This is a genomic window from Pseudomonas sp. DWP3-1-3b3 (assembly GCF_049896305.1).
GTDB classification, from domain to species: Bacteria; Pseudomonadota; Gammaproteobacteria; order Pseudomonadales; family Pseudomonadaceae; genus Aquipseudomonas; species Aquipseudomonas azotoformans_A.
The window spans coordinates 1-12039 of the sequence record NZ_JAFCUA010000021.1 but is presented as its reverse complement, the minus strand read 5'-3'; the positions used below and the strand labels follow the sequence as shown (position 1 = coordinate 12039).

The 12039-nt window shown below is 63.6% G+C and carries 7 protein-coding genes; 6 read left to right on the top strand and 1 reads right to left on the bottom strand.

Annotated features, from left to right (window positions below):
* On the bottom strand, nucleotides 1–1578 hold a 1578-nt coding region (locus tag ACP7BX_RS30740; RefSeq protein ID WP_426161040.1), incomplete at its 3' end, for a DUF6531 domain-containing protein.
* A 201-nt stretch (nucleotides 1579–1779) separates the two neighbouring features.
* Here ACP7BX_RS30740 and lexA point away from each other — a divergent pair.
* The 6 genes from lexA (at nucleotide 1780) to uvrA (ending at nucleotide 11837) form a co-directional block, all read left to right on the top strand.
* Nucleotides 1780–2397 carry a transcriptional repressor LexA gene (gene lexA, locus ACP7BX_RS30735; protein WP_426132149.1) on the top strand — a complete coding sequence of 206 codons (618 nt, stop codon included), beginning with the start codon at nucleotides 1780–1782 and terminating at the stop codon, nucleotides 2395–2397.
* The gene (gene imuA, locus ACP7BX_RS30730) at nucleotides 2397–3011 is read left to right on the top strand and encodes a translesion DNA synthesis-associated protein ImuA (protein ID WP_426132148.1); all 615 of its coding nucleotides are present in this window, start codon (nucleotides 2397–2399) and stop codon (nucleotides 3009–3011) included. Before lexA ends, imuA begins: the two co-directional genes overlap by 1 nt.
* 7 nt (nucleotides 3012–3018) lie before the next feature.
* The gene (locus ACP7BX_RS30725; protein ID WP_426132147.1) at nucleotides 3019–4431 is read left to right on the top strand and encodes a Y-family DNA polymerase; all 1413 of its coding nucleotides are present in this window, start codon (nucleotides 3019–3021) and stop codon (nucleotides 4429–4431) included.
* Complete coding sequence (locus ACP7BX_RS30720; RefSeq protein WP_426132145.1) at nucleotides 4407–7499, top strand: error-prone DNA polymerase; 3093 nt, start codon at nucleotides 4407–4409, stop codon at nucleotides 7497–7499. Before ACP7BX_RS30725 ends, ACP7BX_RS30720 begins: the two co-directional genes overlap by 25 nt.
* A 109-nt stretch (nucleotides 7500–7608) precedes the next feature.
* Nucleotides 7609–9321: an ATP-binding protein gene (locus tag ACP7BX_RS30715; RefSeq protein ID WP_033901694.1), complete on the top strand. Its 1713-nt coding sequence runs from the start codon at nucleotides 7609–7611 to the stop codon at nucleotides 9319–9321.
* A complete protein-coding gene (gene uvrA / locus ACP7BX_RS30710) occupies nucleotides 9318–11837 on the top strand; it encodes an excinuclease ABC subunit UvrA (protein WP_426132144.1) in 2520 nt (839 codons plus the stop codon). The genes ACP7BX_RS30715 and uvrA overlap by 4 nt, the downstream gene beginning before the upstream one ends.
* Nucleotides 11838–12039 lie beyond the last annotated feature (202 nt).

Genomic DNA, 12039 nt, shown 5'->3' with positions numbered 1-12039 from the left:
CCCCAAGTAGATCGCCGCTTCCGCCAGACTGTTGGTGATCGCAGGCCGAGAAACGGTGGGCAAGGGCAGGGTAGTCGACCGGTTTTCATGATCGGTCCACACCACCGAATCACCGGAAACCGCGAGCCGATGCGCCAGTGAGTGACTCCAGCCAAACCCCAACCCGCCATCCACTTCCACCGCACTGGTGCGGTACAAGCGCGTCCACTCAAACGGCAAGATCCCATCCAACGTGCCATCGGTGAGCGTCAGCAGTTCCTCACCCGTGACCATCGACACTGGGCAGCCGTTAGTGGCGGTCTTGTCCGAAGGCGCAGCCGCATCCCCAGCCGGGTTTCGAGCAGAAACAGGCACATCGTCGACAGGCTCCTGGCGCACTAACACCGTCCGCTGCCCAACCTTGTCCCGCACCAACGGCACAGGATTCGAAACCACCTGATCCCCCACCTTCAACGGCACATCCGGAATCGTCCGAATCGGCGTCGCTGGGCTACCCAGCAATATCGGCTTCGCCACCTCCGCGTGATCATCCACACGAAACTTCCCGAACTGCCCAGCCATGTGCTCCAACCACCTGCGCGCCCGCTGAGACTTGATGCCGCCCAGCACCTTCGTACTCAAACGCACCGCCATCCCCATCCCGGCGGTGGCGAGACACAGCAGCAAATTGATCAAGACGTCGGCGCTGATTTCTCCCAGTAACTCGTTCATGTAAGGCGGCGGCAACATCCGCATCCAACTGACCATCGCCGACACATAAATGAACAGCAGCGGTTCATCGCTCAGCACCAACAAGCCCTTCGCGAGGCTTTCAGTGCCGAGCTTCAACAGCTTTTCGAATTCCTCCTGGGAGAGGTAATGCAGGAGTTTTTCCGCATAACCCATTGGGTCAGAAAGCCACTGGAACAGCTGCTTGAGGCTGTCCCAGAGCGCATACAGCGCCTCGCCAAAACCGCGGGCGTAGGCTTGGTGCAGCGAGAGATAGCGTTTGAGGAAGTTGGCTTCGGAGTAGCCTTCCCACAGCGGTTCAAAGGTGCTGGTCCATTCCGCACGCAGCCAACCTTCCAGCGGTGCGATAACCGCCTGATAAGAGGCGTACAGCGCCTTGAAATGCGCGTTGGAAACGTTGGGGTAAAAACTGACCCGATACTGCTGGTTGCGCTCACATTCGGTGATTTCGAGAATGCCGCTGGGGCCGATGGTTTTATGAATGGGCTCACCCAGCGGGCCGCCGTTGGGGTCGATGCGTTGCACCATCACGGGCGTATTGCCAATGGGCACGAAGCGTGAACTCTGGAACATGTGCACCAGGGTCAACGAGCCGTTGGCCTGGCAGGTGGCGGTGGTGGTGCTGGGAAACAGGGAGCGGTTGATCGGCGCGACCAGTGCTACTTCATCCCCGACCTTGAAGACCTGCTCGATATCCAGCGCCGAAAAGCTGAAAAAGCTCTCCGCCCAGGCATCGTAGTGATTGAGGCAGCGCTTGAAATCGCGGATGACGGATTCGACGTCTCGCGTTTTCGCATCCAGGGTGGCCAGTACTAGATAGCCAATGGTTTGGCTGGTCCACTCGATCATGAAATAGCCCCATCAACCGGGGCCCACACCAAAAGCACCATCCGCAATCCCTCGCACTGTGTATTCAGGCGAGGGACTTTGCGGACCTTTGCAGGGGAGGGGAGTAGAGCTAATCCGGCAACCATGTGGGAGGTTTCGACAAACCTTGTCGTCCCCTACACGACTAGCGGCTATTGTCAGAAATTTCCCACAGGAGTACAAATGTACTCCATGACGACTCTAACTCCCCGCCGTACCGCCATCCTGACCTTTATCCGCGACCGCATCGCGCAGCAAGGCCAGCCTCCCAGCCTCGCCGAGATCGCCGAGGCGTTCGGCTTTGCCTCGCGCAGCGTGGCGCGCAAGCACGTGCTGGCGCTGACGGAAGCCGGGTTTATCGAGGTCAACCCGAACCAGGCACGCGGCATTCGCCTGCTCAACCAACTGGTGCGCCCGGAATGGCTGGATGTGCCGGTGCTCGGCCGTGTGGCGGCTGGTTTGCCTATCGGGGCCGATGCGGAGGTGCACAGCCGCTTGCAGCTGGACCCGTCGACCTTCGCGAAAACCCCGGATTACCTGCTGCGGGTGCAGGGCGATTCGATGATCGAGGACGGCATCCTCGATGGTGACTTGGTAGGCGTGCGCCGCAGTGCCGAGGCCTTGAACGGGCAGATTGTGGTGGCGCGCCTGGACGGTGAAGTGACTATCAAGCGCTTCGAACGCCAGGGCGACAGCGTGCGCTTGCTGCCGCGCAACCCCGCGTACCAACCCATCGTGGTCGGGCCCGATCAGGACCTGGCGATCGAAGGGGTGTTCTGCGGTCTGGTGAGGCAAGGCTGATGGGCGCCGTGGTTGCGCTGGACACGCTGTTCAATGGCGGGCGTGTCTGGAAAGGCCGGCCTGCCGCGCCGCCGGCCAGTGTGCACCCCACCGGGTTGGCGGCGCTGGATGCGGTGTTGCCCACGGGCGGTTGGCCGGAGGCGGCCTTGAGTGAAATCCTCATGGCCAAGGAGGGGGTGGGCGAATTGCAACTGGTGCTGCCGACCCTGGCCCGTTTGTCAAAGACGGGGGAGCGCATTGTGTTGGTGGCGCCTCCCTATACGCCGTACCCCCATGCCTGGCAGAACGCCGGGGTGGATCTGCGCCTGCTGTCGGTGATCCAGGCCGAGGAACGCGACGCCTTGTGGGCAGTGGAACAATGCCTGCGTTCCGGCAGTTGCGGCGCGGTGTTGTGCTGGCCACGCAAGGCCGATGATCGGGCGCTGCGGCGCCTGCAAGTGGCGGCGGAAACCGGACAGACCCTGGCGTTTGCCTGGCGTGCCTTGAGTGAGGCGATCAACTCATCGCCTGCCGCCTTGCGCCTGGCCGTGGAGGCCAAACCCGCGCAGGTGCGCGTGCTCAAGTGCCGGGGCGGCCTGGCCCATCCGGCACCGATTGCGCTGGCGGGGCATTGAGGTTGCCATGCGCTGGGTGTGTATTGTCTTCCCGCAATTGGCGCTGGACGGGGTGCAGCGTGTGCACCCCGAGCCAGACCAACCCCTGGTCTTGCTGGCTGGCACGCCGCAACGCCGTGTGCTGCAAACCGTCAACGATGCTGCCCGCGCCCTGGGTCTGCGCCCCGGCCAATCCCTGACGGCGGCGCATGCGCTGGCCAAGAACTTTGCCAGTGCCGAATACGATCCCGCCGAGATCGAACGCTACCAGCAGTTCCTCGCGGCCTGGGCCTATCAGTTCAGCTCCCAGGTCAGCCTGTATTATCCGCGTGCCTTGTTGTTCGAGATCGAGTCGAGCCTGGGGCTGTTCGGGCCATGGCCACGCCTCGAGGCGCGCTTGCGCAAGGAATTGACCGAACTGGGTTTTCGTCACCGTATCGTCGCTGCGCCTAACCCGGTAGCGGCGCGGGTGCTGGCGAATATCAAGGATGGCCTGGCGGTGCAGGATGACGGCTTGATGCAGGCTCTGGCGCCGTTGCCCATCGACCGCGCCGGCCTCGACCCACAGGCCGCCACGGCTTTGTCGCGCATGGGCCTGCGCACATTGGCCCAGGTGCAGGCGCTGCCTCGGCACACCCTGGCACGCCGCTTTGAGGCCAGCCTGCTCAAGCACCTGGACGCACTGGCCGGGCAGCGGCCGCTGGGCCTGGCGTTCTATCAGCCGCCAGACCGGTTCGATGTGCGTATCGAACTGAATTTTGACGTGCAATCCCATCAGGCACTGCTGTTTCCGTTAAGGCGTTTGACGGGCGATCTGTCCGCGTTTCTGTGTGGCCGCGACAGTGGCGTGCAGCGTTTCGACCTGCATTTGGAACACGCTCAGGCGCCCGACAGCGTGATCAAGGTCGGCCTGCTCAGCGCCGAGCGTGAACCGGCGATGCTGTTTGAATTGGCCCGCGGCCGCCTGGAGCAAGTCCAAGTCACCTCACCGGTACGCGGCTTTCGCCTGGTGGCCCAGGACCTGCCGGTGTTTGTGCCCCAGCGTCAGGACCTGTTCGATGACCGCCCGCAACAAACCCTGCCGTGGGAGCAACTGCGCGAACGCCTGCGTGCGCGCTTGGGCGATGAGGCGGTGCAGGGCCTGCGCTTTCACGCCGACCACCGCCCCGAATGCGCCTGGCAAGCGACGGCGGATAAAAATCCGTGCCCGACCTTGAACACAGTGCAGCGCCCCGGTTGGCTACTGAACGAGCCGACCTTGCTGGGTGAGCAGGGCGTGCAGATCCTCATGGGCCCGGAACGCATCGAGTCCGGCTGGTGGGACGGCGCTGATATCCGTCGCGACTACTACCTGATCCAGACCCGCGCCGGTCAGCAAGGCTGGGCCTTTCGCACCGTGGGGCAGGGCGATGGCCTGTGGCTGCAGGGCTGGTTTGCATGAGCTACGCCGAGCTGCACTGCCTGTCCAACTTCAGCTTCCAGCGCGGCGCTTCCAGTGCGCTGGAACTGTTCGAGCGCGCCAAGCGCCAAGGCTACAGTGCCCTGGCGATCACCGACGAATGCACCTTGTCCGGCATCGTGCGCGCCTGGCAGGCGGCGAAGGCGGTGGAGCTGCCGTTGATCATCGGCAGCGAGGTGCGCCTCGACCACGGTCCGAAACTGGTGCTGCTGGTGGAAGACCTCAGCGGCTACCAGCACCTGTGCCGCTTGATCACCCTGGCCCGACGGCGTGCCGAAAAAGGCCGCTATCGTCTGCTGCGCGAGGACTTCGAGCAACCGCTGCCCGGCCTGCTGGCACTGTGGGTGGCCGAAGACAGCGACACCCAGGCTGACGTCCAATGGCTGTGCCGAACCTTCGCCGAACGCCTGTGGCTGGCGGTGCACCTGCATTGCGGCCAGGACGACGCGCGTCACCTGGAGCAACGCCTGAACCTGGCCGCCAGCCTGCACATCCCGGCAGTGGCTTGCGGTGATGTGCACATGCATGCGCGCGGCCGCCGCGCCCTGCAAGACACCATGACCGCCATCCGCCATCACGTACCGGTGGCCGAAGCCGGTACGCGGCTGCACCCCAATGGCGAGCGACACCTGCGCAGCCTGGAAGCGTTAAGCGCGCTGTATCCCGCGTCGTTGCTCGACGAAACCCAGGCCATCGCTCGCCGCTGCACCTTCGACCTCAGCCAATTGCGCTATCACTACCCGCGCGAACTGGTGCCTGCCGGCCACAATGCCAAATCCTGGCTGCGCGCCGTGACCGAAGAAGGCATCGCCAAACGTTGGCCGCAGGGTGTCGACGCCAAGACCTTGCAGCAGATCGACAGCGAGCTGGAGTTGATCAGCGAGTTGGGTTACGAAAGCTACTTCCTCACGGTGCACGACATTGTGCAGTTCGCCCGCAGCCACTCGATCCTGTGCCAGGGACGCGGCTCGGCGGCCAATTCGGCGGTGTGTTTTGCCTTGGGCATCACCGAGATCGACCCGAGCCTGACCAGTATGTTGTTCGAGCGTTTTCTCTCCAGGGAGCGCAATGAGCCGCCGGATATCGACGTGGACTTCGAGCACGAACGCCGCGAAGAAGTGCTGCAATACGTGTTCCAGCGTTACGGCCGCACCCGCGCGGCGCTGACGGCGGTGGTCAGCAGTTACCACGCGTCCGGCGCAGTGCGTGATGTGGCCAAGGCCTTGGGGTTGCCGCCCGATCAGATCAACGCCCTGGCCGACTGCTGCGGGCGCTGGAGTGACGAGGCGCCTCCGCTGGATCGCCTGCGCGAAGGTGGCTTCGACCCCGGCAGCCCGATCCTGCGCCGCGTGCTCACGCTGACCCAGCAATTGATCGGTTTCCCCCGGCACCTGTCCCAGCACCCTGGTGGCTTCGTGATTTCCGAATACCCGCTGGACACCCTGGTGCCGGTGGAAAATGCCGCCATGGCCGAGCGCACCATCATCCAGTGGGACAAGGACGACCTCGACGCCGTCGGCCTGCTCAAAGTGGATATCCTCGCCCTGGGCATGCTCAGCGCGATCCGCCGCTGCTTCGATCTGCTGCGCCGCCATCGCAACCGTGACATGAGCCTGGCGTCGGTGCCCAAGGAAGATCCGGCCACCTACGCCATGATCAGCAAGGCCGACACCATCGGCGTGTTCCAGATCGAATCGCGGGCGCAGATGTCGATGTTGCCCAGGCTCAAGCCGCAGACGTTCTATGACCTGGTGATCGAGGTCGCCATCGTACGGCCGGGACCGATCCAGGGCGGCATGGTGCACCCGTACTTGCGGCGGCGGAACAAGGAGGAGGCAACCACTTACCCTTCGCCGGAACTGGAAGTGGTGTTGAAGCGTACCCTGGGCATTCCGCTGTTCCAGGAACAGGTGATGCAGATCGCCATGGTCGCCGCCGACTACAGCCCCGGTGAAGCCGACCAGTTGCGCCGTTCCATGGCGGCCTGGAAACGCCACGGTGGCCTGGAACCGCACCAGGCGCGCCTGCGCACCGGCATGCTGAAAAACGGTTACACCGAGGCCTTTGCCGCGCAGATTTTCGAGCAGATCAAGGGCTTTGGCAGCTATGGCTTCCCCGAGTCCCACGCGGCCAGTTTCGCCTTGTTGACCTACGCCAGTTGCTGGCTCAAGTGCCATGAGCCGGCAGCGTTTGCCTGTGCGCTGATCAACAGCTGGCCCATGGGTTTCTACAGCCCGGACCAGATCCTGCAGGACGCGCGGCGCCATCGCTTGCAGATCCGCCCGGTGGATGTGCAGGCCAGCGACTGGGATTGCAGCCTGGAGCCGATTGACGGCGCACAGCCGGCGATCCGCATGGGCTTGCGCATGATCGCGGGGTTTCGCGAAGAAGATGCGCGGCGCATCGAAACCGCACGCCAGCGCCGGGCGTTCAGCGATATTGCCGACCTGGACGCGCGTGCCGGGCTGGATGCTCGCGCCCAGGCACTGCTGGCGGATGCCGGCGCCTTGCGTGCCTTGGCCGGCAACCGGCACACGGCGCGTTGGGAAGTGGCCGGCGTACACAAGCAACTCGGGCTGTTTGCCGGCCTGCCAAGCCCGGACGAAGATGTGGTGGAGTTACCGACGCCCACCGTGGGCGAGGACCTGCACGCCGACTACGCCACGCTCGGCACCACCCTGGGCCCGCATCCGTTGGCGTTGTTGCGGGCGGAACTGCGCAAGCGGCGCTGCCGCAGTTCCCAGGAGCTGATGGCGGTGGAGCATGGGCGCAATATCAGCGTCGCGGGGCTGGTCACCGGTCGTCAGCGTCCGGGCACGGCGAGCGGGGTGACCTTTGTCACCCTGGAAGATGAATTCGGCAACCTCAATGTGGTGGTCTGGCGTGACCTGGCTGAGCGTCAACGCCAGGCATTGGTCGGCTCGCGGTTGTTGAAAGTGGACGGCCGCTGGGAAGCGGTAGGCGAAGTGCGGCACCTGATCGCCGGGCGTCTCACCGACCTGACGCCGTTACTGGAAGGCATCACGGTGCGCAGCCGGGATTTTCACTGAGGCCAGTGCTTTCTGCTGTAATTAACGCCTACAGTAGATGAGTTGAAACCATCCAGGTTTACAGCGCTCCAAAACTTGCCGATGTTCTCTTTGCGCACAGAGCCAACCGATGCAATTTTTATCCAACCCCCACGGCTGTGAAGGTTGGGCCGGTGAAATGGCCCAGCGGATCCGCGCGTTCGATTGGGCAACCACCGACCTTGGCCCTATCGATCAATGGTCCACCAGCCTGACCTGCACGGTGCAGATGATGCTGGCGTCACCCGTGCCCATGGTGATGCTGTGGGGCCAATGGGGGTACATGATCTACAACGACAGCTACTCGGCCTTTGCCGGTGGCCGTCACCCGTACCTGCTGGGCACGCCGGTAGAACTGGGTTGGCCGGAAGTGGCCGAGTTCAATCGTCATGTGATGGACACTTGCCTGGCGGGTGGCACCCTGTCGTTCAACAACAAGGACCTGGTGCTGCTGCGCAATGGCCAGCCGGAAACCGTGTGGCTGGACCTGTATTACAGCCCGGTCGCCGGCGACAACCAACAACCCGCCGGGGTATTGGCGATTGTGGTGGAGACCACCGAACTGGTGAAGTCCGAACAGGTGCGCCAGGAACTCACGCATAATCTGGAACAACGGGTCGCCGCTGAAGTGCAGGCGCGCTCCGCTGCCGAAGACCAACTGCGCCAGTCGCAGAAACTCGAAGCCATCGGCGGCCTGACCGGCGGCGTGGCCCACGACTTCAATAACCTGCTGCAAGTGATCGCCGGCAACCTGCATTTGCTGGCCCGCCACGAACCGGACAACGCCCAGGTGCAGCGCCGTGTCGCCGCGGCCATTGCCGCGGTGGAGCGTGGGGCCAAGTTGTCGTCGCAATTGCTCGCGTTTGCGCGTCGCCAACCTTTGTCGCCGGCGGTGTACAACCCGCAACGCATCTACGCGGGGCTTGGCGAACTGCTGCAACGGGCGCTGGGGGAAACCATCCACATTGATGTGCAATTGCCCCAGGACTCCTGGTTTATCAACGTCGACCGCAACCAGCTGGAAAATGCGCTGCTCAACCTGGCGATCAACGCCCGGGACGCCATGCAGGGCGAGGGCGTGATCCGTATCACTGGCGAGAACATCATCCTCAACCCCGACGACTGCGCGGGCAAAAGCATCAAGCCCGGCGAATATGTGCGCCTGGCGGTCATCGACACCGGAGTGGGCATGTCCGAGTCCACGCTGAAACGGGCGTTCGAACCCTTTTTCACCACCAAGCGCGAAGGCCATGGCACCGGCCTGGGCCTGAGCATGGTGTTCGGCTTTGTGCGCCAGAGTGGCGGGCATGTGGAAATGTGGAGCGAGGAGGGCAAGGGTTCGGTGGTGCAGATGTATTTCCCTCACAGCCTGGAGCCGGAAAGCCTCGATGTGCATATCGACCAGATCCCGCAGAGTGGCGGCCAGGAAACCATCCTGGTGGTCGAGGACAACGAAGGCGTGCGCCTGACCGTCGTCGAGTTGCTCGAACAGTCCGGCTACACCGTGCTCACGGCCGATGACGGTGACCAGGCCATGCTCAAGCTGCAAGCCGGTTTGCAGCCGGAGCTGATCTTTACCGATGTGGTCATGCCCGGCCGCGTCAAAAGCACCGACCTGGCCGACTGGGCCCGTGTACAGGACCCGCCGGTGGCGGTGCTGTTCACCTCCGGCCATACCCGCGACATTCTCTCCAGCAATCATCTGCTGAGCGCCGACATTCATCTGCTGAGCAAACCCTACAGCCCCGAAGCCCTGACGCAACGGGTGCGCAGCGTGCTCACCGCCCGACAAGGTTGTCCATGACTTCACAGCGCAACATCCCTGCGATCACTGCCCAGCCAAGCGGTTTCGTCCGCGTGCGCGGCGCCCGCGAACACAACCTGCGTAACGTCGACGTGGATATTCCTCGGGATGCCCTGGTGGTGTTTACCGGCGTATCGGGCTCCGGCAAGTCGTCCCTGGCGTTTTCCACGGTGTATGCCGAGGCGCAACGGCGTTATTTCGAGTCGGTGGCGCCGTATGCGCGGCGGCTGATCGACCAGGTCGGCGTGCCGGACGTGGACAGCATCGAAGGCCTGCCGCCCGCCGTCGCCCTGCAACAGCAGCGCGGCACGCCGAGTGCGCGCTCGTCGGTGGGCAGCGTGACCACGTTGTCGAGCCTGATCCGCATGCTGTACTCCCGCGCCGGCAGCTATCCGCCGGGGCAACCGATGCTGTACGCCGAAGACTTCTCGCCCAACCTGCCCCAGGGCGCGTGCCCGCAATGCCATGGCCTGGGCCGCGTGTACGAGGTGACCGAAGCGCTGATGGTGCCGGACCCTTCGCTGACCATCCGCCAGCGTGCGGTGGCGTCCTGGCCATTGGCGTGGCAAGGCCAGAACCAGCGCGACATCCTGGTGACGTTGGGCTACGACGTGGATATCCCCTGGCGCGACCTGCCGAAAAAGCAGCGCGACTGGATCCTGTTCACCGAAGAAACCCCCACCGCACCGGTCTACGCCGGCTTCACGCCGGAACAGACCCGCGACGCGCTCAAGCGCAAACTGGAGCCGAGCTACCAAGGCACCTTCATGGGCGCCCGGCGCTACATCCTGCACACCTTTGCTCATACCCAGAGCGCGCTGATGAAGAAGCGCGTGTCGCAGTTCATGCAGGGCAGCGCCTGCCCGTTGTGCGAGGGCAAACGCCTGACCAAGGCGGCACTGTCGGTGAAGTTTGCCGGGGTGGACATCGGTGAGTTGTCGCAGTTGTCGTTGGCGCAATTGGCCGAGTTGCTGCGGCCGGTGGCGGCTGGGCAAGACAAGATGAAACTGTCGGTGGAAAAACGCCTGGCTGCCCAGCGGATTGCCCAGGATTTGCTGGAGCGGGTCAGCACGTTGACCGAGTTGGGCCTGGGTTATTTGTCTTTGGAACGCAGCACACCAACCCTGTCATCAGGGGAGTTGCAACGGTTGCGTTTGGCGACCCAGTTGGGTTCGCAGTTGTTCGGCGTGATCTATGTGCTGGATGAACCCTCGGCGGGCCTGCATCCGGCGGATGGCGAGGCGTTGTTCACCGCCCTGGAACGTTTGAAAGCCGCAGGCAATTCGTTGTTTGTGGTGGAACATGACCTGGAAACCATGCGCCGCGCCGATTGGTTGATCGATGTCGGCCCGGCCGCCGGCGAGCATGGCGGGCAGGTGCTGTACAGCGGCCCACCGGCAGGGTTGGCACAGGTGCAGGCGTCGCAGACTCGTGAGTATTTGTTTGCTGACCAGCGTGTATCGGAGCCCGCGCGCCGCGAGCCGACCGGCTGGCTGAAACTGCAAGGGGTGACGCGCAATAATCTCAAGGACCTGAACGTCGATTTCCCGCTGGGCTGCTTCACGGCGGTCACCGGGATTTCCGGGTCGGGCAAGTCCAGCCTGGTCAGCCAGGCGCTGCTGGAGCTGGTGGGCGCCGGTCTTGGTCGCGTGGTGGAAAACGACGAAGAACCGAGCCTGGAAGACGACGCGCCGCAAACCAGCGGCGGGCACATCAGCGCCGGGCTGGAGCATATCCGCCGCCTGGTGCAGGTGGACCAGAAGCCCATCGGCCGCACCCCGCGCTCCAACCTGGCGACCTATACCGGCCTGTTCGACAACGTGCGCAAGCTGTTCGCGGCCACTCCGGCGGCGAAGAAGCGTCACTACGATGCCGGGCAATTCTCGTTCAACGTCGCCAAGGGCCGTTGCCCGAACTGCGAAGGGGAAGGTTTTGTCAGTGTCGAGTTGCTGTTCATGCCCAGCGTGTACGCACCGTGCCCGACCTGTCATGGAGCGCGCTACAACCCCGAGACCCTGGCGGTGAAATGGCAAGGCTTGACCATCGCCCAAGTATTGGGGCTGACGGTGGAGCAGGCGGTGGACGTGTTTGCCGAGCAACCGAGTGTGCTGCGCTCGTTGCAGGTGCTGCGGGACATCGGCCTGGGTTATCTGCGCCTGGGCCAACCGGCGACTGAGCTGTCGGGCGGTGAAGCGCAGCGCATCAAGCTGGCGACCGAGCTGCAACGCAATGCGCGGGGCGCGACCCTGTATGTGCTGGATGAGCCGACTACCGGGCTGCATCCACGGGATGTGGACCGCTTGCTCAGTCAGTTGAATCATCTGGTGGACGCGGGGCATACGGTGGTTGTGGTGGAGCATGAGATGCGCGTGGTGGCGCAGAGTGATTGGGTGATTGATATCGGGCCGGGGGCGGGGGATTTGGGGGGGAAGGTGGTTGTCAGTGGTACGCCGCAAAGAGTTGCGAAAAGCAAGGTGAGCCGGACTGCGCCGTTTCTGGGTCGAGAGCTGGTCTAGCTGGGAATTTCGAGCAAATTTGAGGGTATTTGTGTTGGTGTACATATCCGTTGTTTAGGTAACGGCTACTTAGGGTTCCGCCCTTACGGCGGGTCACTTTGGAAAAGCCCCAAAGTAACCAAAGGGCTCTTGCCCCAACACTCGGTGCCTCGCCTAGGCTCGGCATGCCCTCACTCCGGCTTGAATCCGTGGGCCGCCGCGA

What these genes read in the sequence shown, in the direction of transcription:
- lexA (WP_426132149.1), top strand. Translation starts at nt 1,780, where the DNA reads ATGTACTCCATGACGACTCTAACTCCCCGCCGTACCGCCATCCTGACC.
- ACP7BX_RS30715 (WP_033901694.1), top strand. Translation starts at nt 7,609, where the DNA reads ATGCAATTTTTATCCAACCCCCACGGCTGTGAAGGTTGGGCCGGTGAA.
- imuA (WP_426132148.1), top strand. Translation starts at nt 2,397, where the DNA reads ATGGGCGCCGTGGTTGCGCTGGACACGCTGTTCAATGGCGGGCGTGTC.
- ACP7BX_RS30725 (WP_426132147.1), top strand. Translation starts at nt 3,019, where the DNA reads ATGCGCTGGGTGTGTATTGTCTTCCCGCAATTGGCGCTGGACGGGGTG.
- uvrA (WP_426132144.1), top strand. Translation starts at nt 9,318, where the DNA reads ATGACTTCACAGCGCAACATCCCTGCGATCACTGCCCAGCCAAGCGGT.